Origin of the sequence: Bifidobacterium moraviense (assembly GCF_012932365.1) — a bacterium.
Taxonomy (GTDB): Bacteria; Actinomycetota; Actinomycetes; order Actinomycetales; family Bifidobacteriaceae; genus Bifidobacterium; species Bifidobacterium moraviense.
This window is the reverse complement of record NZ_JAAIIH010000002.1, coordinates 24,291-45,107: the sequence shown is the minus strand read 5'-3', so window position 1 is coordinate 45,107 and position 20,817 is coordinate 24,291. Positions and strand designations below refer to the sequence as shown.

The following is a 20,817-nucleotide window of genomic DNA, read 5'->3' as shown; positions in this document are numbered from 1 at the left end:
CAAGGCACTGACTAGTACGGCATGACCACTCATTCCGCCACCACAGGACGGCTGCGCACCCGCGCGGCCGTCTTTGCGTGCGTGGCCGCGGCGGCGCTGATCCTCGATCAGGGCACCAAGGCCCTCGCGCAGTCGTTCCTCAGCGAGACCCACGCGGTCCGCGTCATCCCCGGCCTGCTGTCGCTGCGGCTGGTGCACAACCCCGGCGCCTCACTCGGCATGGGATCCTCGGCCACGTGGCTGATCTCCCTGTTCGCGCTCGTCGCCTGCTGCGCGCTCGCGTGGCTGGCGCTGCGCACGGTGTCCATGCGGTGGACCGTGCTGCTGGCGCTGGCGTTCTCCGGCGCGCTCGGCAACCTCATCGACCGCGTGGCCTACGCCGACGGCTTCCTCAACGGCAAAGTCGTCGACTTCCTCGACTACGGGTGGTCGGTGGGCAACGTGGCCGACGTCTTCCTGGTGCTCGCCGGCGCGGGCATCGTGCTGCTCATCGCGCGCAACGAACCGCTGACGGCCAAGGATCTCGAGGCGCGCGCCGCCTCCTCCGACGCGGACGCCGCCGAAGCCGAGGCCGCGGGCGCCGATACGGACGGATCCGACACGGACAAGGAGGAGCACGCCCAGCGATGAGCCGACTCCTTCCCGCTCCCGACGCCCTGGTAGGCCGGCGCATCGACGTCGCCGTGTCCAAGATGCTCGGCATCTCGCGCGCCAAGGCCAGCGAACTCGTGGCCTCCGGCCAGGTGCGTTCCCTCACCCGCGAGATCTCCAAGTCCTCCGCGCTCATGGCGGGGGAGACCCTCGAGGTGGATCTGCACGACGAGACGCCCGCCCCCGAGCCCATCGCCGACGACATGGCCGTGGTCTACGAGGACGACGACGTGGTGGTGGTGGACAAGCCCGTCGGCGTGGCCGCGCACGCCTCGGTGGGCTGGACCGGACCCACGGTGCTCGGCAGCCTGCTGGAGCGCGGCGTGCGCATCACGTCGTACGGCGCCCCCGGACGTCAGGGCATCGTCTCGCGCCTCGACGTGGGCACGTCCGGACTCATGCTGGTATGCAAGTCGGAGCTCGCCTACAAGGAGATGCGCCGGCAGTTCGCCGAACACGAGGTCGTCAAGACGTACCACGCCATCGCGCAGGGCAACCTCAGGGAGGACAGGGCCACCATCGAGGCGCCCATCGGACGCGCCAAGGTGTCCGACTTCCGCTTCACCGTCACGCCCGCGGGCAAGGAGGCCATCACGCACTGGGACGTGATGGAGCGCTTCGGCGAGGCCACGCTCGTCTCCGTGAACCTCGAGACCGGGCGCACGCACCAGATCCGCGTGCACTTCTCCTCGATCGGGCATCCGCTGGTGGGCGACCCGATGTACGGCGCCAACCCGCAGCTGTCCGAGGCGCTGGGGCTCGACCGCCAGTGGCTGCACGCCATGCGGCTCGAGTTCCGCCATCCGCGCACGCACGTGTGGACCACGGTCTCCAGCCGGTACCCCGCCGACCTGCAGCACGCGCTCGACACGCTGCGCGCACGCGCGGCCGCGCGGAGCCGCGAGTAGGGAGACCGGCCCGGACAAGGCCGCCGGGTAGCATGGACCCCATGGCTGATTCCGGGAACTTCGTACATCTGCACAACCACACGCACTACTCGCTGCTGGACGGCGCGTCGAAGATCCCGAACCTGGCGAAGAAGGTCGCCGCACTGGGCATGCCGGCCGTGGCGATCACCGACCACGGCAACATGCACGGCGCGTACGAGATGTACACGAACTGCGTGGCGGCCGGCGTCAAGCCGATCATCGGCATCGAGGCGTACGTCACGCCGGAGACCGCCCGCCAGGACAAGTCCCGCGTGCACTGGGGCACCGAGACGCAGCGCAGCGACGACGTCTCCGGCGGCGGCCTGATCACCCACATGACGATGTGGGCGGAGAACGACGAAGGCCTCGTGAACCTCATCAAGGCCTCCTCCGTGGCCAACCTCGAAGGCCGCGTCATGCGCTACCCGCGTATGGACAAGGAGGTGCTCGCCACGTACTCGAAGGGCGTGATCGCCACGTCCGGCTGCCCCTCGGGCATCATCCAGACCAGGCTCCGCCTCGGCCAGTTCGACGAGGCGATGCGCGCGGCCGGCGAGTTCCAGGACATCTTCGGCAGGGACAACTTCTTCATCGAGATCATGGACCACGGCCTGACGATCGAGAGGGAGGTCACCTCCGGCCTGCTCACCATCGCGAAGAAGCTGAACGCGCCGCTCGTCGCCACCAACGACTCGCACTACGTGGAGGCCAAGGACGCGGAGGCGCAGGACGCCATGCTGTGCATCAACTCCGGCTCCCGGCTGGACGACCCCGACCGCTTCAAGTTCGACGGCAGCGGCTACTACATCAAGCCCGCCGAGGAGATGCGCGAGCTGTTCCGCGAGTTCCCGGAGGCGTGCGACAACACGCTCGCCATCGCCGACCGCTGCAACGTGATGTTCGACGACCACGAGGACGGCGCGTTCATGCCCAAGTTCCCGTGCCCGGAAGGCTGGGACGAGACGTCGCTGTTCCTCAAGAAGGTGGAGGAGGGCCTGGAGAAGCGCTACGACGGCAATCCGCCCGCCAAGGTGCTCAAGCAGGCCGACTACGAGTGCGGCGTGATCTGCCAGATGCAGTTCTGCGGCTACTTCCTCGTGGTGGCCGACTACATCCAGTGGGCCAAGGACCACGGCATCATGGTCGGCCCCGGCCGAGGCTCCGCCGCAGGCTCGATGGTGGCGTACGCGATGGGCATCACCGAGCTGGACCCGCTGGAGCACGGCCTGATCTTCGAGAGGTTCCTCAACCCGGAGCGCGTGAGCCTGCCGGATATCGACGTCGACTTCGACCCCGAGGGCCGCCTCGACGTCATCAAATACTGCGGCGAGAAGTACGGCACGGACAAGGTCGCGCAGTGCGTGATCTACGGCGTCATCAAGACCAAGCAGGCGCTCAAGGACTCGGCGCGCATCATGGGCTACGAGTTCTCGATGGGCGACCGCGTCACCAAGGCGCTGCCGCCGAGCAAGAACGGCAAGGACGCGTCGCTCAGCGAGATCTTCGACCCGAACTCGAAGCGCTACGCCGAGGCGCGCGAGTTCCGCGAGCTGTACGACTCCGACCACGACGCGCACCAGATCATCGACAAGGCCAAGACCATCGAGGGCCTGATCCGCCAGACCGGAGTCCACGCGTGCGCCACCATCATGGGTAGCGCGCCCATCACGGACACGTCGCCGCTGCTGGAACGCACCGACGGCACCGTGACCACCACGTTCGAGTACCACACGTGCGAGACGCTGGGCCTGGTGAAGATGGACTTCCTGGGCCTGTCCAACCTCACGGTCATCCACGACACGCTGAAGAACATCGAGGCGAACGGCAAGGAGCCGATCGACTACACCAAGATCCCGCTGGACGACAGGGAAACGTACCAGCTGCTCTCCCGCGGCGACACGCTGGGCGTGTTCCAGCTCGATTCCGACGGCATGCGCTCGCTGCTCAAGAGCCTCAAGCCGGACAACTTCAACGACATCTCGGCACTGATCGCGCTGTACCGCCCGGGCCCCATGGATATGGACTCGCACAACAACTACGCCAAGCGCAAGAATGGGCTGCAGAAGATCGAGCCGATCCACCCCGAGCTCGAACAGCCCCTCAAGCAGGTGCTCGACGAGACGTACGGCCTCATCGTGTACCAGGAGCAGGTGCAGTCCGCCGCGCGAATCCTGGCCGGCTATTCGCTCGGCAAGGCCGACGTGCTGCGCCGAGCCATGGGCAAGAAGAAGCCGGAGGTGCTGGCCAAGGAGAAGGTGCCGTTCTTCGCCGGCATGAAGGAGCACGGCTACTCGGAGGAGGCGGCTCAGGCCGTGTGGGACGTGCTGGTCCCGTTCTCCGGCTACGCGTTCAACAAGGCGCATTCCGCCGCGTACGGCCTGATCTCGTACTGGACCGCGTATCTCAAGACCCACTACCCGGTGGAGTTCATGGCCGCGCTGCTGCAGGGCACGCGCGACAACAAGGACAAGACCGCGCTGTACCTCGGCGAGGCGCGTCGCATGGGCATCCAGGTGCTCTCGCCGGACGTCAACGAGTCGCGCTTCGAGTACTCGGCCGTCGGCGACGTGGTGCGCTTCGGTCTGGGCGCCATCCGCAACGTGGGCGAGAAGGCCGTGGCGGACATCATCGCCGAGCGTGAGGGCAAGCGCGGCAGGTACGTCAACTTCATGGACTTCATCCGCCGCGTGCCGCTGACCGCCCTGAACAAGCGCCTCGTGGAGTCGCTCATCAAGGCGGGCGCGTTCGATTCCATCGACCCGAACCGCCGTGCGCTGTTCACCATCCACGAGGCCGCCATCGACTCGGTGGTGGGGCTCAAGCGCAAGCAGGCGGAGGGCCAGTTCGACCTGTTCGCGGACGACGACGGCGGCTCGGACGACGAGGCGATGGGCGACGCGACGATCAGCGTGCCGGACATCGAGGAGTGGGACAAGAAGACCAAGCTCAACTTCGAGCGCGAGATGCTGGGCCTGTACGTGTCCGACCATCCGCTCTCCGGCATGCAGTCGGTGCTCGCCTCGCTGCGCGAGATGTCCATCGCGCACCTCATCGACCGCGCCAAGACCATGCCGGACGGGCAGCAGGTCACGCTCGCGGGACTCATCACCGGCGTGGACCGGCGCGTGTCCAAGAAGGGCAACCCGTGGGCGCTGGTGACGATCGAGGACATGGAGTCGTCCATCCAGTGCATGTTCTTCGGCAAGGTGTACGAGGCCGCGGCCCCCGAACTGCAGATCGACACGGTGGTGCAGGTGCGCGGTCAGGTGGATGTGCGTGACGAGTCCGTGTCGCTGCGCGCAACCGAAATGCAGGTGCCGACGCTCGAGGCGGCCGACGAGCGTCCGCTGGTGATCACGCTGCCGCAGGTTGCGCTGGGGCGCGAGAACATGGCGCAGCTCGGGCAGGTGCTCCACAACCATCCCGGCTACTGCGAGGTGCGTCTGGCCGTGGTGGACGACAGGGGAGGCGCGCGGGTGCTCACGTTCGGCGACCGGTTCCGCGTCAAGCGCGACACCAGCTTGTTCGCCGAGATCAAGATCATCTTCGGCCCCAGCTGCCTGCCCGCCGCGTAAGACGCCGGAGTCGTCGACGGGTGTCCCTATATGTGGGACACCCGTCCAGATTTTGCGCGATTTGTCAGGTTGCGCCCAGCTGGACCGTTACACTGGAATGCGGTGAGTGGCCCACGAGGATCGCGGGCGTTCACGGAAGGTAACGAACCAGCTTAAAGGAGAGCGTTATGGTCTACAGGATGATCTTCAACCAGACGGCGTACTTCGGTCGCGGCGCGATCAAGGAGATCCCCGAGGTCGCCAGGAAGCACGGCTTCAAGAAGGCGTTCATCGTCACCGACCCGGTGCTGCTGGAGACCGGCACCGCCAAGAAGGTCACCGACGTGCTCGACGCCGCCGGCCTGCCCTACGAGGTCTTCGACAACGTCAAGCCGAACCCGCCGGTCGAGTGCATCCAGGACGGCGTGCTGCGCTTCAAGGCGTCCGGCGCCGACTTTCTGATCGGCCTCGGCGGCGGCTCCCCGCAGGACACCTGCAAGGGCATCGGCATCATCACCGCCAACCCGGAGTTCGGCGACGTGCTCTCCCTCGAGGGCGTGGCGGACACCAAGAACCCGTCCGTCCCGATCTTCGGCGTGCCCACCACCGCCGGCACCGCGTCCGAGACGACCATCAACTACGTAATCACCGACACCAAGAACAAGCGCAAGTTCGTGGCCGTGGACCCGCACGACATCCCGATCGTCGCGTTCGTGGACCCGGACCTGACCGACTCCATGCCGCGCGGCCTGAAGGTCGCCACCGGCCTCGACGCCCTGACCCACGCCATCGAGGGCTACATCACCCCGGGCGCCTGGAGCCTGTCCGACTGCCTGTCCATGCAGACCATCCGCATGATCGCCAAGAACCTCGCCAAGTCCGCCGACGGCGACATCCCGGCCGGCGAGCAGATGGCGTACGCGTCCTACATCACCGGCATGGCCTACTCCAACGTCGGCCTCGGTCTGGTGCACGGCATGGCCCACCCGCTGGGCGGCCGCCTGGGCGTGGCCCACGGCGTGGCCAACGGCATCCTGCTGGCCCCGGTCATGGAGTACAACAAGGACTTCACCGGCGAGAAGTACCGCGACATCGCCGACGCGTTCGGCGTCGAGGACGCCTACACCGGCGACCTCGAGAAGGTGCGCGAGGAGGCCGTGCAGGCCGTCCACAAGCTGACCGTGGACCTGAAGAACCCCACCACTATCTCCGAGGTGGGCGCCACCGAGGCCGACCTCGAGCCGCTCGCCCACGACGCGTTCAACGACGTGTGCACCCCGGGCAACCCGCGCAAGGCCACCGAGGAAGACATCCTGGCCATCTACAAGTCCCTGATGTGATCCGCGCGGCGGGTCGTGGATGACGGTCGATGAGCCTCGGGCGACCGTGTGCTCATCGCCGTTGTGCCGTTCCGTCTGCCACATGGGCATACGGGCCCTTCCGCTGTGTCATGCACGGCGGAAGGGCCCGTTTCGTTGCCTGTGTTGCTTTTGGGCTTCGATGTCCCGGATCGGCGTTCCTGCGTCTTCGGCGTTGTGCGCTTTGTCGTTCCTGCGACCGGCGTTTGCCGCGTCGCGTCGCTCGGTCCGTTGGCGTGAACGGCCCGTCGACGTGATCGATCCGCTGGTGCGATCGGGGCCGATGACGCGCCCGATGCTGACGATGCGATCGGGGCCGACGATGCGATTGGGGCCGACGATGCTGACTAAGCCCGTCGGCGCGATCGGACCTGCCGATGCTGACTAGGTTCGCCGTCATGATCAGAGCTGCCGATGCTGACTAGGTTCGCCGCCGTCATGACATGCCTGTTCCCAGCTCGTTTGCCTTGGCGCGTCCTGTCGCGCGGCATATTTCCCCTCCCTATGCGGATTGAGCATATTCAGTTCGGCCGGAGTGCGGATTGAGCTGATCGAGTTCGCCACGTGTCTTGGAATCGCCCTGCGGGACTGGATTAGCACAATTTGCGTATCCGCGGGACTGCATCCGCTCAATCCGTGATGTGTGGACTGCGCATACGGTCGGATTGAGCGGATCCAGTTCGGCTGGAACGCGGATTGAGCTGATCGAGTTCGCCACGTGTCTTGGAATCGCTCTGCGGGACTGGATTGGCTCAATCCGCGTATCCGTGGGACTGCATCCGCTCAATCCGTGGTGTTCGTGCGGCATATGTCGTCAGATTGAGCATATTCAGTTCGTTCGAATCGCGGAGGGGTACGGACGAAAAGTTGGACGCTTTCGGGCGTCCGGATCGGAGCCCACGATGTACCATTCCGACATCAGACGCATGGTCGTCGCCCTGCGGGACTGGATTAGCTCAGTCCGTGCCATCCGCGGGACTGCATCCGCTCAATCCGCATCGCGCTGCCGGCCACGCAACCGTCATTCTCACGATCGCTCACTATCGCCAGTCGTGCACATGTGGATAACCATAGACCCGACGCGCGCGGACCTGCGCCGGACAGCCCACATTCATCCACATGGGTCCGTCCGGCTGGACTCCGCCGTCACGGTCCCCCTACCGTGACGGTATGAGATACTTTCCTCGACTCGCCAAAGCCATCGACGCGGCCGAACGCGCGCGGACGTGCTTGTGGACGCGTCGGTCGAACGGTCTGAAATCGCTGCGTCGTCGCGTGGCGGACGGGTCGCTGATCGCGGTGCGACCGGACATGTTCGCCCGTCGGGAGTATTGGGATGCGCTCGGCTATCGGGAACGCATCATGCACACGCTGCGCGCGGTGACGGCTCGCCACCCGAACTGGATACTGTGCTGCATCAGCGCCGCCACGGTCTGGGGACTCAGCGAGACCTACGCCCTGCACGAGTTTGTGCACGTTGCGATCGACGGCCATTCGCGCACACGCGACCGCGGCTATTACCGGTTCCATTATGTGGCGAACGTCCGAGGAGAACTACGCGACGGAGTATTGGTGACGCCGTTGCTGCAGACCGTATTCGACTGCATACGGATGTTGCCGTTCCCCGAGGCTTTGGCGATCTGCGACGCCGCATTGCGGGACCTTCATCTTGATTCCGGTGATCTCGCGCGATTCATCGATGAGAAAGCCGGACATAAAGGTGTCCGACGCGCCAGGATCGTGGCGCACCATGCGGATCCGCGCAGCGAGAACGGCGGCGAATCGATCGCCCGCGCTTAGTTCATCATCTGGGGATACGCCGTGCCCCAATTGCAATGCGAGTTTCGCGATCCGGTGACGGGACGGCGTCGGCGCGTGGACTTCATGTGGCTGCTGGACAATGGTCGGATCGTCATCGGCGAACTGGACGGTCGCGCGAAGTATGCGAATCCGGACATGCTCGGAGAGGGCGATGCCGTCGATGCCGTGCTGGAGGAGAAGGAACGCGAAAGCAACATCCAGCTGCTGCGGCGCGGCATCGTGTTCGTGCGATGGTCTTTCCGACAGCTGATCGAGCAGCCGGACGTCGTGCGGCGCAAGCTCGACGCCGCCGGCGTGCCGCGGACCTCCCAAGGATTGGGGCAGGATGCGCTTCGCTGGTTGTGAAGCCTTTCCGCATGACCTGGCGCGGAGCGAGCGATCCGACCTATGCGACGCGGATTGAGCGGATCCAGTCCGGCCGGAGCGCGGATTGAGCTGATCGAGTTCGGCGTGTGCCTCGGAATCGCCCTGTGGAACTGGATTAGCTCAATTTGCGTATCCACAGGACTGAATCTGCTCTGTTTGTGATGTGCGTATTGCGTGCGTACGCGGATTGAGCGGATCCAGTCCGGCCGGAATGCGGATTGAGCTGATCGAGTTCGGTACGTGCCTTGGAACCGCCCTGCGGGACTGGATCCGCTCAATCCGTGCATCCGCGGAACTGCATTTGCTCAGTCTGCCCAATTCAGATCGCGCCGACAGCCATGCGAGAGGCCGCGGCGCGGACGTGCGGCCTCAGTCGACTCAGTGCGTGAGCGCGCTCGTGCCCTTGAGGATGCGGTTCTGCTCGTCGCGCCACACCATGGCCGCGCAGTCGATGTGCTCGCGCTCCATCCGGCGCTGGTAGAGCGGATAGAGGAAGTGGATGAACGGCCACATCATGCGCAGCAGGTACTCCGGGCGGAAGAAGCGCGTGTGGCGCGGATGCGCGTCGAACGTGTTGCGGAAGCGGTCCGTGTAGTGCTTGAACGAGACGAACCCGGAGGCCATGCGGCGCGCGCTCATGCCCACGATCATGCGCGGCGAGTACACGGTCTTGAACCCCTTGCCCAGCATGTGCAGCGAGATGTCCACGTCCTCGTGCATCACGTCCTCGTAGTCGCGGCACACCTCGCCGGCGATGGCGCGCCATGCGGTCGCGCGCAGCGCCATGTTCGATCCGAACAGCATCGTGCGGTTGCCGTCGGCGCGGTAGATGAGCCGGCGCGTGCGGTTGTCGCCGCGCAGTCCCGTCTTCTTGAGCGGCATGTCGTAGTACACCACCGGTCCGGACGCGCCCATGGCCTTCGGATCCTCGGTGAAGATGGCGGTAACCACCTCCACCCAGTCGGGCTTGAGCATGCAGTCGGCGTCCACGCGGCCCAGCACGTCGCCGGTCGCGGCGTTGAGCCCGGCGTTGCGCGTGGGGATGAGCCCCTGCTCGGCGTCCTGGTGGATGAGTCGGACCGGAGCCTCCGGGTGCGCGGCGGCGAAGCGTTCCACGATCTCCACGGTGCGGTCGGTGGACTTGTTGTCGACGACGATGATCTCGTGCGGCATCACGGTCTGGCGCGCGGCGCACGTCAGACAGTCGTCGATGCGCTCCTCTTCGTTCCACGCGGGGATGATGATCGAAACCTTGAGCATGCCTCCAACAATAGCGAACGGCGGCGAACGGACCCGCCTCATCCTCCCTCCCAAGGCCCAATGTCACCGAAGCGCACAATAATGGTGCCCATGAAGCAGCAGCAGTTCGATCTCGCGTCCGTGTTTCCGGCCAAGGGGGACCCGCGACGGCCGCCTGAATGGTTCTCCCGCGCATTGCTGTACATCGCCATCGCCATCTTCCTCGCCGTGTTCGTGTGGCATGCGCTCGGCGACCTCGAGTACCTGGCCGTGGATCTGGTCATCTCCGTGTTCATCGCGCTCGCCGTGGAGCCGCTGGTGCTCATCCTCGTCAAGCACGGCTGGAAGCGCGGCGTGGCTTCGGGCGTCACGCTGGTGGGGCTGGTGATCGTGACCATCGGCCTGCTCGCCATGTTCGGCAACATGTTCGTGCAGCAGGTGATCGGCCTCGTCAGGGGACTGCCGAACATGTACGAGCAGCTGAGCGCGTGGGTGGCCTCGCGCACCACGTTCAGGATGCCCGCCATCCAGAACCTCGGCAGCGAGATCATCAACAACATCCAGACCTCGTGGGTCACCAACTTCGCCACGCAGGCCGCCGCCACCCTGGGCAGCGTGGGCGCGGGGCTGCTCAACGTCATGACGGTCATGCTGGTCACGTACTACGTCTCCGCGTGCAGCCCGCGCATGCGCCGCAGCCTGTGCCAGTGGCTCAGCCCGGACACGCAGCGCAAGTTCGTGCTCGTGTGGCAGGTGGTGCAGGACCAGATCTCCAACTTCCTATTCTCCCGCGGCATCCTGGCCATGATCAACTCGGTGTGCACGGCCGTGTTCCTGGAGATCCTCGACGTGCCGTACTGGTTGCCGCTGGCCCTGTTCTGCGGCCTGACCTCGCAGTTCGTGCCCACGGTGGGCACGTACATCGGCGGCGCGCTGCCGGTGCTGTTCGCGTGGATCAGCGGCGGCATCTGGTATGCGGTGGGCGTACTGGCGTACATCGTGGTCTACCAGCAGATCGAGAACCTGATCCTCAGCCCCAAGATCTCGCAGCGCACGATGGACCTCAACCCGGCCGTGGCGTTCCTCGTGGTGCTGGCGCTCGGATCGGTGTTCGGCGCGCTCGGCGCGTTCCTCGCGCTGCCGGTGGCGGCCAGCTTCCAGGCGATCTTCACCGTGTACACCAAGCGCTACGAGCTCATCGACTCCCCGCTGCTGGGCGACCCCAAGCCGGTGAAGAAGTCGAGGATCGTGGAGGGCGTGGAGGCGTTCAGCGAACACGTGATCCAGCCGGTCACCGGGCACATGCCGCGCGCCGCGCAGGGCTCCAGCAAGCGCGTCATGATCGAGGAGGAGCTCGACGCCGTGACGCGCAAGGCCTACGGCGTGCCGGTGCCCGCGCCCACGTCCGAGGATCTGGATTCCTCCGAGACGGTGGCGATTCCCAAGCACGTGCTCGACGGCGTCAGACCCGCGGGGCTCGCGGGCGCGGAGAGCCACGGCGACGAGGACCACGGTGCGGACGAGGACCATGGAGCGGATGCGGATCGCAGCGCGGATGCGGACCATGACGCCGACGCCGACGCCGCCGATCCGGACGCCGGGCGCGCCGCCAACCCCCGCGGAGGGTGGCGCTGATGGCGCTGCTCACCGTGCTCGACTGGCTCATCACCATCCTGGGCGCCTGCGTGGTGGTCTATCAGGCGGCCTACGTGCTGGTGTCATTCTTCGCCAGGCCCGAGGCGTTCCCGGACGCCCCGATGGACAAGCGGTACGCGGTGCTCATCTCCGCGCGCAACGAGTCGGCGGTCATCGCCAACCTCATCGGCGACCTGCAGTCGCAGAGCTATCCGCGCGACCTCATCGACATCTGGATCGTGGCCGACAACTGCACCGACGACACCGCCGACATCGCCCGGTCCATGGGCTGCCACGTGGTGGAGCGCTTCAACACCGAGCAGGTCGGCAAGGGGTACGCGCTGAGCTACCTGCTCGAGTCCATGGGCAGGCAAGGCAAGGCCTCGCGGTACGACGCGTTCTTCGTGTTCGACGCGGACAACCGGCTCGACCACCACTACGTGGAGGAGATGAACAAGGCGTTCCAGTCCGGCTTCAAGGTGCTCACCAGCTACCGCAACTCGGTCAACCTCAACGCGAACTGGGTCTCCAGCGGCACGGCGCTGTGGTTCCTCAGGGAGTCGCGCTTCGTGAACTCGTCGCGCATGGTGATCGGGTCGAGCTGCCATGTGGCGGGCACCGGGTTCATGTTCTCGCGCGAGATCATGGAGCGCAACAACGGCTGGAAGTTCCATCTGCTCACCGAGGACATGGAGTTCACGATGGACTGCGTGCTGCACGGCGACCGCATCGGCTACTGCGGCAGCGCGATCCTCTACGACGAGCAGCCCACGTCGTTCAAGCAGAGCTGGCGTCAGCGCGTGCGCTGGAGCAAGGGGTACCTGCAGGTGTTCCGCTACTACGGTCCGGCGATGATGCGCCACGGCATCCAGGAGCGCGACTTCTCCTCGGTGGATCTGACGCTGCTCGTCTGCCCGTTCATGGTGCTCACGGTGGTGCGTCTGGCGCTGGGCGCGCTGTTCGCCGCGCTGGGGTTCGTCTCGTGGTCCAGCCAGCTGGGGGCGTTCAACGGCTGGGGCATGGGCGTGCTCGTCTCGATGCTCACGATGATGCTGCTGGCCGCGCTGACGGTGATCGCCGAGCGCGACAAGATCCGCGCCACCAACAAGGAGCTGTTCGCCTACTGCCTGAGCTTCCCGATCTTCGCGCTGAGCTACGTGGTCATCTCGTTCCAGGCCATCTTCGCGAAGCCCGAGTGGAAGCCGATCGTGCACAAGGGCTGAGCGCGCATGCACGAGCCGCCCGTCGCAGCGCTGCGGTGATCGGCGCGCGCGGCGGGCCGCATGAACGCACGGTGAACCTCCCGGCGAGTCGCGGACGGCTGCTGTAGGGTCGAACCATGACATACGACATTCCGGCCCGATCCGTCGGCAATCCGCCCGCAGTTCCCTCTCCGTCGGCCTCCGACCCGGTCGCCTACGTCCCCGTCCCTCCGGATCCGCACGCCGCCGTGTCGATCCGCGGACTCGTCAAGCGCTTCGGCGAGAAGATCGCGGTGAACGGCCTCGCGCTCGACATCCCGGTCGGATCGTTCTACGGGCTCGTGGGCCCCAACGGCGCCGGCAAGACCACCACGCTCAACATGGTGACCGGTCTGCTGCGCCCCGATGCGGGCACCGCGATGATCCTCGGCGCGGACGTGTGGGACGACGTGAACCGCGCCAAGCGCGTGATCGGCGTGATGCCGCAGGGCGACCAGATCTTCGACCGTCTCACCGGCCTGCAGCTGCTGGTCTACGCCGGCATGCTGCGCGGCATGGGACGCGCCGAGGTGGTCTCGCGCGCGAACGACCTGCTCGCCGCCTTCGACCTCACGGACGACGCGGACAAGATGGTCGCCGACTATTCGGCCGGCATGACCAAGAAGATCTGCCTCGCCTCCGCGATGATCCACAGCCCGCGCATCCTGGTGCTGGACGAGCCGTTCGAGTCCGTGGACCCGGTCTCCAGCGCCAACCTGCGCGACATCCTGGCGGAGTACGCGGCCACCGGCGGCACGGTCATCATCTCGTCGCACGTGATGGCGCTGGTGGAGAAGATGTGCACGCACGTGGCGATCGTCAACGCCGGCCAGGTGTGCGCGGCCGGCACCGTGGCGCAGGTCGCGGCCGGGGAGGATCTGGAGGACCGGTTCATGCAGCTGGTGGGCGGGCGCCACGAGGCGGCCAAGCTCAGCTGGCTCGACGGCGGCGCGTCCGCGGTCCCGGCCCCGGACGCAGCCCCGGCCCCGGATGCGCCCGCCGGCGCGGAGGCGCTGCGATGATGCGGTCCGTCGCCACCATCGTCCGCCTGCGCTGGGCCCTCACCTTCGCGGCGATGCGCAAATCCGTGGGCCAGACCATCGGCTACGTGGTCGGTCTCCTGCTGGGTCTCGGCGGGGTGGCGCTCGTCGCCGTGCTCGCCTTCGACCTCGGCGGCCACGCGGCCGAGATCGGCCCGTTCCGCGCCGGCACGGTGCTCGTCGACGCGTTCGGGGCGATCATGGTCGTCATGGTGCAGGTCCTGTATCTGGGGCAGAGGTCGACGCTGAGCCCCGGCCGCTTCGCGCTGTACGGCATTCCCGACCGCACGCTGAGCCTCGGCCTGCTGGCCGCCGGTCTCTCCGGCCTGCCCTCGATCATGGGCGCCGTCGCGCTGCTGCTCTGGTCGGCGGCGTTCCGTCCGTTCGGCGCGCTCGCCGTGATCGTGCAGCTCGTCGCCGCCCTGCTCGCGGTGCTCACGATCATGAGCCTGTCCAAGCTGGCGATCGCCGCGGCCACGTCGCTGGTGCGTTCCAAGCGCAGCCGGAGCGTGCTCTACATCGTCGCCGTGCTGTTCTTCGTGTTCGTCATGCAGATCCCGAGCATCATGACCGCCAACTCTGGTTCGGACGCGGACGTCTACGAGGCCGCCGTGGGCGTGCACCTCGGCACGGACATGCGCTTCGACACCTACTCCGGCATGGCCGACGTGCTCGCGTGGACGCCGTTCGGCGCGGCCTTCCAGCTGCCGTTCGACGCGATGGCGGGCGCATGGGGGCCGTTCGCGGCGCGTCTGGCCGTCATCGCCGCCACGGTGGCGCTGTGCTTCGCGGGTTCCACCGCGTGCCTCCGCCACGACCGCCTCACCGTGGGCGCCGCCGAGCGGACCGTGACCGCCAGGGGGCTCGGCGCGTTCGGTCGGGTGCCCGATTCGGCGTCCGGCGCGATCGCCGCACGTCTGCTCACCTATCTGCGGCGCGATCCGCGCCAGGCGCTGTTCTTCGCCATGCCGCTGCTCATGACGGTGCTGATGGCGCTGCAGTCGCGAGGCATCGGCGAAGTGGTGTGGATGGGCCCGGTGATGGGCGGCTGGTTCATGTTCCTCGCCGAAGGCAACGGGCTGGCCTACGACGGACGCGGCTACGCGATGGAGGTGATCTGCGGCGTGCCCGGCACCGCCGACCGCAGGGGGCGCGCCGGCCTGCTCGCGGTGATCGGCACCGTCTACCTGCTGATCCTCGCCGTGTGCGTCGCCGCCTTCACCGGACTGTGGTACGGCGGGAGCGACCCCGTCTACGCGATCATGATCACCGGCGTCTCCCTCGGTCTCGCCTACGCCTCGCTGGGCGTGGCGGAGATCGTCTCCGTGATCCTCATGTATCCGGTGCCGTCCGTCGACCGCCCGTTCTCCTCGCCGCAGGGCAGGGCCGTGGCGCAGGGCTTCTTCCCGTTCGTGCAGATGCTCGGCACGCCGCTGACGCTCGTGCCCACCGCCGTGGCGGGCGTGGTCATGGCGTTCGCCGGGGCGTTCGGTTCCGACGCGGGCTGGCTGGCGCTCGGCGCGTGCGCGCTGGTCAACGGCGCGGCCGCGCTGGCGCTCGGTACGTGGCTGGGCGGTAAGCTGTTGGATGCGCGCTCGCTGAGCGTGCTCAGGACATTGGACGGATTCGCCAGCCTGCAGCAGTGACCGGGCCGGCAAGCGGAGTGGAGGTGACCTGCCGGTGGGCACTCGTCGTGACGCGCTTCGGCGTTCATGGACCGTGGGCATCAGCGTCGTCGTGACGGCGGGGCTGTGCGCGGGGGCGATCGTGGCGGACGCGTTCGATCTGATTCCCGGCGCGATCACCATGCATCCGGTGAACGTGCGCACCTTCGACGATCCGCGCGGCGCCGTGGCGCCGGCCGGTCTCGTGGCCGACCTCGAGTCCGACGTGCCCCTCGACCCCGCCGCCGTGACGCGCGCGGCCGACGAATTCGCCGCATCGGCCGGCGTGGGCGCCGACTATTCGCTCGTGGTGGCCGGTCAGGACGGCACGGTGGCGCTCGACCGCAACGGCGCCGTCGCCCGCGAACCCGCCTCCACGATGAAGACGATCACCGCCTTCGCCGCGTCGCTCGCGCTCGACACGGACTCCACGCTGGACACCGAGACGCGGCTCGTCACGGACGGCGGCACCGCCACCGTGACGCTCACCGGCCACGGCAACATGCTGCTCGGTTCCGGCGAAAGCGACCCGGACCACGTCAACGGCCGCGCCGGTCTCGGCACGCTCGCCCGCGCCACGGCGCAGGCCCTGGAAGCGCAGGGCATCACCGTCGTGAACCTCGCGTACGACGGCTCGCTGTTCGGCGCGCCCGTCACGCCCGCCGGCATCGAGCAGAACAACGGCGACCACCGCTACGCCACGCCGGTCACCGCCATGGCCGTGGACGGCGGACGCATCTGGGGCGCCGAGGCCAGACCGAGCGACCCGGACGACGGCCACGTCTACCCGGAACTCTCGTTCACCACCGTGGAGGACGCCGCGAAGGTCTTCGCCGAACGTCTCGCCGAACAGGGCATCACCGTCAACGGGACTCCCGCCGCGGGCGCCACGCCGGACGCCGAGCCGATCGCCACGGTCCGCTCCGCCACGATCGGCGAGCTCATGACGTACGCGCTGCGCAACTCCGACAACACCCAGGCCGAACTCCTCGGACGCCTCGTCGCCCTGCGCGACGGCGCGGAGAACTCGCCCGCCGGCGCGGTCGCCGCCGTGCGCGCGCGGCTCCAGCAGGCCGGCATCCCCATGGACGGGCTCGTCATGGCCGACTGCTCCGGCCTGACGCCCGGATCCACCGCCACCGTGGAGACGCTGCTGCAGGTGCAGATCGCGGCCATGCGCTCCGGCAACGCCACCGCCGCGTTCGCCGAGGGACTGCCCGTCAGCGGACTGACCGGCACGCTGGGACTCGCGACCCGCGGCTTCACCGCCGACGCCAAGGGTCTGGTGCGCGGCAAGACCGGCAGCCTCACGGGCGTGCGCTCGCTGGCCGGCAACGTGTCGCGCCGATCCGGCGGCATCCTGTACTTCGCCGTGATCGTCAACAACTCGCAGGATCCGGCGTCCGCGGTCACGGCCATCGACAGGCTCGCCTCCGCGCTCAGCGCGCTGTAACGGCGCACGGGCACGGAGCATCGGGCACGGAACATCGGGGGAGACGGCGTCACATGGCATATTCGGCATCGCTGCGCAAGGCCATCGGGGATCTGCGTCTGTGCCTGGCCGCGCAGGGGCTCGCGCGCCAGTCCGCACGGTTCGCCGAGCACGGGCGCCACGAGCCGGACCCGGGCGCGCCGCTGGTGCTCGTGGCCTGTTCGGGCGGGCGCGATTCGATGGCGCTCGCCGCCGTGAGCCGCATCGTGTGCGGCATGCTGGGACTGCGCTGCGGAGCCGTGACGATCGACCACGGCATCGCAGCCGACTCCGCCGCCGTCGCCGCGGACGTCGTCGCCCGCTGCCGCGGGCTCGGCCTCGATCCCGTGGTCTCCCGGGCCGTCGCCGTGGACCGTGCCTCGGCGACCGGTCTCGAGGCCGCCGCGCGGCAGGCCCGGTACGGCGCGCTCGTCGACTGCGCCCGCGAACTGGGCGCCGCCGTGGTGCTGCTGGCGCACACCCGCGACGACCAGGCGGAGACCGTGCTCATCGGCCTGGCACGCAGCGGGGGACTGAACGCCATCGTGGGCATGCCGTCCGCGTTCCGGCGCGGCGGCGTGCGGTTCGCGCGCCCCTGGCTCGACGTGACGCGCGCGCGGACCGGCGCCATGTGCGGGGAGCTGGGCCTGCGCTGGTGGGACGACCCCACGAACGGGGACGCCGCGGACCCGGACGCGCCGCTCGACGCCTCCTATCCGCTGCGCTCGCGCATCCGGCACGACCTGATCCCCGCCATGACGCGCTGCTACGGGCACGACCCCACCGCCGCGCTCGCCGCGGGCGCCGCCTCGGCCGCACTCGACGCCGACTGCCTCGAGACCGCCGCGGCGCGGATCGCCGCCGACGTGCTCTCCGGGGACACGCTCTGCGGGGACGAGAAGGACGGCAGCAACGACACCGGACGTCGCGTGCTCATCGACGCGGCGCGGCTGGCGGACGAGCACCCCGCGCTGCGCAGACGCGTGATCGTCGAGGCGCTGCGCCGCGCGGGGGCGTCGATGTCAAGCACGCACGTCGAGGCGATCGACCGTCTGACCGTCGACTGGCACGGCCAGAAGCCGCTGTCCCTTCCCAGCGGATGCACAGTGATCCGTAAGGGTCACGTCATTGAAGTGTGCAAAGATAGTGGGCATGCGTATCGCTGACATTCAAGACGACATCGACCATGAGCTGGTCTCCAGGGAGGAGATCGCCGCAAAGATCCAAGGCGTCGCCGACCAGGTGAGCCGGGACTACCGGGACAAGGACGTACTGCTGGTGGCGGTGCTCAAGGGAGCCGTCAACACGGTGGTGGCGCTGTCCCAGGCCATGAGCATCCCCGTGCAGATGGACTTCATGAGCCTATCGAGCTACGGGTCGGGCACCACGTCGTCCGGCACCGTCACCGTGCGCCAGGACCTGTCGACCGATGTTCGCGGTCGGCACATTCTCATCGCCGAGGATATCGTGGACTCAGGCCGCACCCTCGCATGGCTGGTGGACGAGCTCAGGCGTCGCGGCGCGGCCTCCGTGGAGATCTTCGCGCTGCTCGAGAAGCCCGCCCGCCGCGAGGTGGAGGTGGACGTGAAGTACAAGGGGTTCGAGATCCCGGACGAGTTCGTGGTCGGCTTCGGCCTCGACTACGCCGAGCGCTACCGCAACCTCGACTCCATCGCCGTGCTCAAGCCGCGCGTATACCAAGGAGATGAGTCATGAGCTTTCCGCAGGGACCGCAGCAGCCCAATAACAACAACCGGCCCAACAACGGCAACCCGTTCATGAACCCCAACCGGGGCGGCGGGTCCAACGGCGCCGACGGCAAGAAGCCGTTCTGGCAGTCGCCGTGGCTGTGGATCGTGGTCGTCGTGCTGCTCGCCATGAGCGCGTTCTCGGTGTTCACCATCGGCGGCACCCAGACCATCGACACCAAGGACGGCCTGAACCTCATCCAGAACGGCCAGGCCACCTACGCGCAGATCACCGACAACACGCAGAAGGTGCGTCTGGAGCTCAAGAACGACTTCACCAAGACGGATCCGGACACCGGCCGCGTCAAGAACTACGGCAAGGACGTCCAGTTCTACTACACCTTCGCGCAGGGTCAGCAGATCTCCCAGGCCGTGCAGAACGCCGAGCTCTCCAAGGGCTGGACGTCCAACATGCAGCAGACGAGCATGCTGAGCTACCTCATCACCTCGATCCTGCCGTTCCTCATCTTCTTCGGCCTGTTCTGGTTCCTCATGAGCCGCATGCAGGGCGCGTCCGGCATGTTCGGCATGGGCGGCAAGAAGAACAACGGCAAGCTGCTCGAAGGCCAAACGCCCAAGACCAAGTTCGCGGACGTGGCCGGCGAGGACGAGGCGCTCGCCGAGGTGGAGGAGATCAAGGACTTCCTGCAGAACCCGGCCAAGTACAAGGCGCTCGGTGCGCGCATCCCACGCGGCGTGCTGCTGTACGGCCCTCCCGGCACCGGCAAGACGCTGCTCGCGCGCGCCATCGCCGGCGAGGCGGGCGTGCCGTTCTACTCCATGGCGGGCTCCGACTTCGTGGAGATGTTCGTGGGCCTCGGCGCCTCCCGTGTGCGCGACCTGTTCGACGAGGCGAAGAAGAACGCCCCGGCCATCATCTTCATCGACGAGATCGACGCCGTGGGCCGCAAGCGCGGCTCCGGCATGGGCGGCGGCCACGACGAGCGCGAGCAGACGCTCAACCAGCTGCTCGTGGAGATGGACGGCTTCGACAACGACACCAACCTCATCATCATCGCCGCAACCAACCGTCCCGACGTGCTCGACCCGGCGCTGCTGCGCCCGGGGCGCTTCGACCGTCAGGTGGGCGTGGGCGCGCCGGACCTGGAGGGCCGCGAGGCGATCCTCAAGGTGCACGCCAAGGGCAAGCCGTTCGTGCCGGACGTGGACCTGCACATGGTGGCCGTGCGCACGCCTGGCTTCACCGGCGCCGACCTGGCCAACGTGCTCAACGAGGCCGCCCTGCTGTGCGCCCGCTCCGGCGCCCAGCTCATCGACAACCGCGCCATCGACGAGGCCATCGACCGCGTGCAGGCCGGCCCCAAGAAGAAGTCGAAGGGCATGGCGCTCGAGGAGCTGCGCAACACCGCGTACCACGAGGGCGGCCACGCGCTGGTCGCCGCCGCGCTGCACCACACCGACCCGGTCACCAAGGTGACGATCCTGCCGCGCGGCCGCGCGCTCGGCTACACCGCCGTGATGCCCACGTCCGACCGCTACTCGCAGTCGCGCAACCAGCTGCTCGACCAGATGGCGTACGCGATGGGCGGGCGCACCGCCGAGGAGATCGTGTTCCACGATCCCACCACCGGCGCGTCCAACGACATCGAGAAGGCCACGAAGATCGCGCGCACCATGGTCACGCAGTACGGCTTCTCCGCGCAGCTCGGCGCCATCAAGTACGGCGACGAGGACGAGCAGACCACCGTCATGGACGGTCTGCAGCCCCGCCAGTACTCCGACCGCACCGCCGAGATCATCGACGACGAGGTGCTCAGGCTCGTGGAGACCGCGCACACCGAGGCGTGGACCATCATCAACGAGAACCGCGAGGTGCTCGACGAGCTGGTCCGTCAGCTGCTCGTCAAGGAGACGCTGAACGAGAAGGAGCTCGCGGTCATCTTCGCGAACCTCAAGAAGGCGCCGGAACGCACCACGTGGCTGTCGAACGACCGTCGTCCCGACTCCGACCTGCCGCCCGTGCCGATCCCCGAATCGCTCAGGCGTTCGGCCGGCCTGAGCGCCGAGTGACCGATGCGGGCCTACGGCACGCGAACGACCATGCATTGAACCGGATTCGCCGCCGCGGTGATGTCTCGC

General features: G+C 67.6%; 15 protein-coding genes. 14 read left to right on the top strand and 1 reads right to left on the bottom strand.

The genetic code is table 11. The annotated features are described in order from the left end of the window. Positions 1–21: 21 nt before the first annotated feature. The 6 genes from G1C96_RS03510 (at position 22) to G1C96_RS03485 (ending at position 8,658) form a co-directional block, all read left to right on the top strand. Complete coding sequence (locus G1C96_RS03510; RefSeq protein WP_169275278.1) at positions 22–630, top strand: signal peptidase II; 609 nt, start codon at positions 22–24, stop codon at positions 628–630. Then, on the top strand, positions 627–1,559 hold the full coding sequence (locus tag G1C96_RS03505) for an RluA family pseudouridine synthase (protein ID WP_169275277.1): 933 nt from the start codon (positions 627–629) through the stop codon (positions 1,557–1,559). The genes G1C96_RS03510 and G1C96_RS03505 overlap by 4 nt, the downstream gene beginning before the upstream one ends. A gap of 41 nt (positions 1,560–1,600) precedes the next feature. Further along, complete coding sequence (gene dnaE, locus G1C96_RS03500) at positions 1,601–5,155, top strand: DNA polymerase III subunit alpha (protein WP_169275276.1); 3,555 nt, start codon at positions 1,601–1,603, stop codon at positions 5,153–5,155. A gap of 167 nt (positions 5,156–5,322) precedes the next feature. Next, positions 5,323–6,474, top strand: coding sequence for a lactaldehyde reductase (gene fucO / locus G1C96_RS03495; RefSeq protein ID WP_169275275.1), 1,152 nt, complete (start codon positions 5,323–5,325; stop codon positions 6,472–6,474). A gap of 1,188 nt (positions 6,475–7,662) precedes the next feature. Next, positions 7,663–8,292 (top strand): hypothetical protein, encoded by a 630-nt coding sequence (locus G1C96_RS03490; RefSeq protein WP_169275274.1) that lies wholly within the window; start codon positions 7,663–7,665, stop codon positions 8,290–8,292. 84 nt (positions 8,293–8,376) lie between these two features. Further along, positions 8,377–8,658 (top strand): hypothetical protein, encoded by a 282-nt coding sequence (locus G1C96_RS03485; RefSeq protein ID WP_169275273.1) that lies wholly within the window; start codon positions 8,377–8,379, stop codon positions 8,656–8,658. Positions 8,659–9,057: 399 nt separating this feature from the next. Here G1C96_RS03485 and G1C96_RS03480 read toward each other — a convergent pair whose 3' ends face one another. Further along, on the bottom strand, positions 9,058–9,939 hold the full coding sequence (locus G1C96_RS03480; RefSeq protein WP_169275272.1) for a glycosyltransferase family 2 protein: 882 nt from the start codon (positions 9,937–9,939) through the stop codon (positions 9,058–9,060). 81 nt (positions 9,940–10,020) lie between these two features. Between G1C96_RS03480 and G1C96_RS03475 the strand changes: the two genes are divergently transcribed. The 8 genes from G1C96_RS03475 (at position 10,021) to ftsH (ending at position 20,748) form a co-directional block, all read left to right on the top strand. Beyond that, entirely contained in the window at positions 10,021–11,553 is a 1,533-nt protein-coding gene (locus G1C96_RS03475) for an AI-2E family transporter (protein WP_169275271.1), read from the top strand. Then, positions 11,553–12,776, top strand: coding sequence for a glycosyltransferase family 2 protein (locus G1C96_RS03470; protein ID WP_169275270.1), 1,224 nt, complete (start codon positions 11,553–11,555; stop codon positions 12,774–12,776). The genes G1C96_RS03475 and G1C96_RS03470 overlap by 1 nt, the downstream gene beginning before the upstream one ends. 116 nt (positions 12,777–12,892) lie before the next feature. Further along, on the top strand, positions 12,893–13,816 hold the full coding sequence (locus tag G1C96_RS03465; RefSeq protein WP_169275269.1) for an ABC transporter ATP-binding protein: 924 nt from the start codon (positions 12,893–12,895) through the stop codon (positions 13,814–13,816). Further along, a complete protein-coding gene (locus G1C96_RS03460) occupies positions 13,813–15,480 on the top strand; it encodes an ABC transporter permease (protein WP_205832025.1) in 1,668 nt (555 codons plus the stop codon). Before G1C96_RS03465 ends, G1C96_RS03460 begins: the two co-directional genes overlap by 4 nt. 34 nt (positions 15,481–15,514) lie before the next feature. Next, positions 15,515–16,951 (top strand): D-alanyl-D-alanine carboxypeptidase/D-alanyl-D-alanine endopeptidase, encoded by a 1,437-nt coding sequence (gene dacB, locus G1C96_RS03455; protein WP_335341915.1) that lies wholly within the window; start codon positions 15,515–15,517, stop codon positions 16,949–16,951. Positions 16,952–17,004: 53 nt separating this feature from the next. After that, entirely contained in the window at positions 17,005–18,135 is a 1,131-nt protein-coding gene (gene tilS / locus G1C96_RS03450; RefSeq protein ID WP_169275268.1) for a tRNA lysidine(34) synthetase TilS, read from the top strand. Then, complete coding sequence (hpt, locus tag G1C96_RS03445) at positions 18,122–18,685, top strand: hypoxanthine phosphoribosyltransferase (protein WP_169275267.1); 564 nt, start codon at positions 18,122–18,124, stop codon at positions 18,683–18,685. The genes tilS and hpt overlap by 14 nt, the downstream gene beginning before the upstream one ends. Beyond that, positions 18,682–20,748: an ATP-dependent zinc metalloprotease FtsH gene (gene ftsH, locus G1C96_RS03440; RefSeq protein ID WP_169275266.1), complete on the top strand. Its 2,067-nt coding sequence runs from the start codon at positions 18,682–18,684 to the stop codon at positions 20,746–20,748. The genes hpt and ftsH overlap by 4 nt, the downstream gene beginning before the upstream one ends. Positions 20,749–20,817: the final 69 nt, after the last annotated feature.

What these genes read in the sequence shown, in the direction of transcription:
- G1C96_RS03510 (WP_169275278.1), top strand. Translation starts at nt 22, where the DNA reads ATGACCACTCATTCCGCCACCACAGGACGGCTGCGCACCCGCGCGGCC.
- G1C96_RS03505 (WP_169275277.1), top strand. Translation starts at nt 627, where the DNA reads ATGAGCCGACTCCTTCCCGCTCCCGACGCCCTGGTAGGCCGGCGCATC.
- dnaE (WP_169275276.1), top strand. Translation starts at nt 1,601, where the DNA reads ATGGCTGATTCCGGGAACTTCGTACATCTGCACAACCACACGCACTAC.
- fucO (WP_169275275.1), top strand. Translation starts at nt 5,323, where the DNA reads ATGGTCTACAGGATGATCTTCAACCAGACGGCGTACTTCGGTCGCGGC.
- G1C96_RS03490 (WP_169275274.1), top strand. Translation starts at nt 7,663, where the DNA reads ATGAGATACTTTCCTCGACTCGCCAAAGCCATCGACGCGGCCGAACGC.
- G1C96_RS03485 (WP_169275273.1), top strand. Translation starts at nt 8,377, where the DNA reads ATGTGGCTGCTGGACAATGGTCGGATCGTCATCGGCGAACTGGACGGT.
- G1C96_RS03480 (WP_169275272.1), bottom strand. Translation starts at nt 9,939, where the DNA reads ATGCTCAAGGTTTCGATCATCATCCCCGCGTGGAACGAAGAGGAGCGC.
- G1C96_RS03475 (WP_169275271.1), top strand. Translation starts at nt 10,021, where the DNA reads ATGGTGCCCATGAAGCAGCAGCAGTTCGATCTCGCGTCCGTGTTTCCG.
- G1C96_RS03470 (WP_169275270.1), top strand. Translation starts at nt 11,553, where the DNA reads ATGGCGCTGCTCACCGTGCTCGACTGGCTCATCACCATCCTGGGCGCC.
- G1C96_RS03465 (WP_169275269.1), top strand. Translation starts at nt 12,893, where the DNA reads ATGACATACGACATTCCGGCCCGATCCGTCGGCAATCCGCCCGCAGTT.
- G1C96_RS03460 (WP_205832025.1), top strand. Translation starts at nt 13,813, where the DNA reads ATGATGCGGTCCGTCGCCACCATCGTCCGCCTGCGCTGGGCCCTCACC.
- tilS (WP_169275268.1), top strand. Translation starts at nt 17,005, where the DNA reads ATGGCATATTCGGCATCGCTGCGCAAGGCCATCGGGGATCTGCGTCTG.
- hpt (WP_169275267.1), top strand. Translation starts at nt 18,122, where the DNA reads ATGCGTATCGCTGACATTCAAGACGACATCGACCATGAGCTGGTCTCC.
- ftsH (WP_169275266.1), top strand. Translation starts at nt 18,682, where the DNA reads ATGAGCTTTCCGCAGGGACCGCAGCAGCCCAATAACAACAACCGGCCC.